The sequence below is a fragment of the Grimontia indica genome (assembly GCF_000333895.2).
Taxonomy (GTDB): domain Bacteria; phylum Pseudomonadota; class Gammaproteobacteria; order Enterobacterales; family Vibrionaceae; genus Enterovibrio; species Enterovibrio indicus.
Genome location: NZ_ANFM02000102.1, coordinates 1 through 1,760, shown reverse-complemented (window position 1 = coordinate 1,760; position 1,760 = coordinate 1). Strand labels below are relative to the sequence as shown.

The window sequence follows — 1,760 nt, the reverse complement described above, 5'->3', positions numbered from 1 at the left end:
GACATTACCCTGATGTACCAGCGAGCCTTCGCTGTTAATGGTGTAAAGGTCGACACCACCATCCGGATTCGGCGCAACGAAAACAGGCTCACCGTCGACGTAGCCGGCGGTCGACATATATGCGCCAGCATTTTCAATAACGTCAGTCTGTGTCAGTGTTCCGTCAGCGGCGACTTCAAACACAGTAGTCACATCAGCACTGCTGCTGGAGCTGATGGCATAGGTGCTGCCATCAGGGGTTTGATAAAAGTTCACCGAGTTGCCACTGCCGGAGGTGACCGGCTCACTGTCAACCAGAGTGAGGTTACCTGTAGCGCTGTCAACGGCATACAGACTGACGACATCAGTGCCGCTGGAAGTGACAAAGGTATTGCCGTCAATCGTCACAATATCGATGCCTGACACTAGGTCACCGGACGGGTAGGAGTTGCCGGTTTCCGCAATTTCACCGGTTTCCGGGTTGTAGGAGAGGACATCGACGGTATCACCCTGAGGGCGTGTAGCGAAAATCAGAGTTTCACCATCATCCGTTTCGAAGGTGACGTTTTCACGCACAATGCCTGTTTGCGAGTTGCCGAAGGTCAGGCCGCCATTGAGGCTGAGTTCACCGGAGTCAGAAATCTGCCATGCAGAGATGGAACCACTGTTCTGCGAGGTCAAGAACAGGGTAGGCTCACCATCGACTTGAGAGACATTGGACTGAGTCAGACCGTTCCCGAGCGCACCAACGGAAATACCTGCTTCCTGAATCACTGCTGTTATGTCGCCGCCAGAAGAGGAGGTCACTGTACCAGTATTATTGTCATAGACGATGCGGTCAGTCTCAGTGAGCGAACCATCATCTTCTACGCGGGAGATGATGGTAGTGCCACTGTAACCAAACGACGTCGAAATAACATAAGGTACACCGTCAATCGTGGTGGTGGTGGTATTCCAACCACTATTGTTATCGCCCTGGGTGACCTCACCAGCGGTGAGGTTGCCACTCTCTTCCACATTCAGCGTAAAGCCTGCTGCGTCCACGCTGCCTGAGGTGGTGCCTGTGACAACGCCGGCATTGTCAGTGCCGGTCACGGTGACCGTGACATCATGGGTTGAACCATCAGAGGCCGTCAGGGTAAAGGTATCTTCTACCGACTGGCCTTCAGGCAGAGGCTCTGCTTTGGCGGGATCGACGGTATAAGTCCAATCGCCATCTACCAACTGGAAGGTGCCGTATTCGCCCTGCATGGTGGTGTTGGCGATGGTGGTGTTGTCACCGGTATCAGGGTCAACAACAGTGATAGAGCCGGAGACAGAAGCATCCGCATCCGTCACCGTTGCTGTCACATCACCAGTCAGTTCAGCCAGATCATCGGTACCGGTGACCGTGATAGTGATGTCTTGCTGGGTACCGTCGGTGGCGGTCAGCGTGATCACATCCTGGGCGGTGTCGCCCTCTCCCAGTGATTCAGACTTGGCTTCATCCAGGGTGTAGGTCCAGTTGCCATCCACCAGTTCAAGTGTCCCGTAGGTGCCTTCCACCGTCGTGTTCTCAAACACCGTGGTGTCGCCACCGTCGACATCCACCACATCCAGCGAACCAGAGGTGGTGATGAGAGACTCGCCAATTTCCAGTTTCACCGTGGCGGTATTGCCATCGGCATCCACCAGGTAGTAGCTGCCGTCGGCGGTTTGGACGATAACCGGCGGGGTATTGTCATTTTCTATGGCGGCGACATTACCCTGATGTACCAGCGAGCCTTCGCTGTTAATGGTGT

At 54.7% G+C, this 1,760-nt stretch carries 1 protein-coding gene; it reads right to left on the bottom strand.

Going from position 1 to position 1,760, the window contains the following annotated elements:
• On the bottom strand, nucleotides 1-1,760 hold a 1,760-nt coding region (locus D515_RS24930; RefSeq protein WP_039850783.1), incomplete at both ends, for a VCBS domain-containing protein.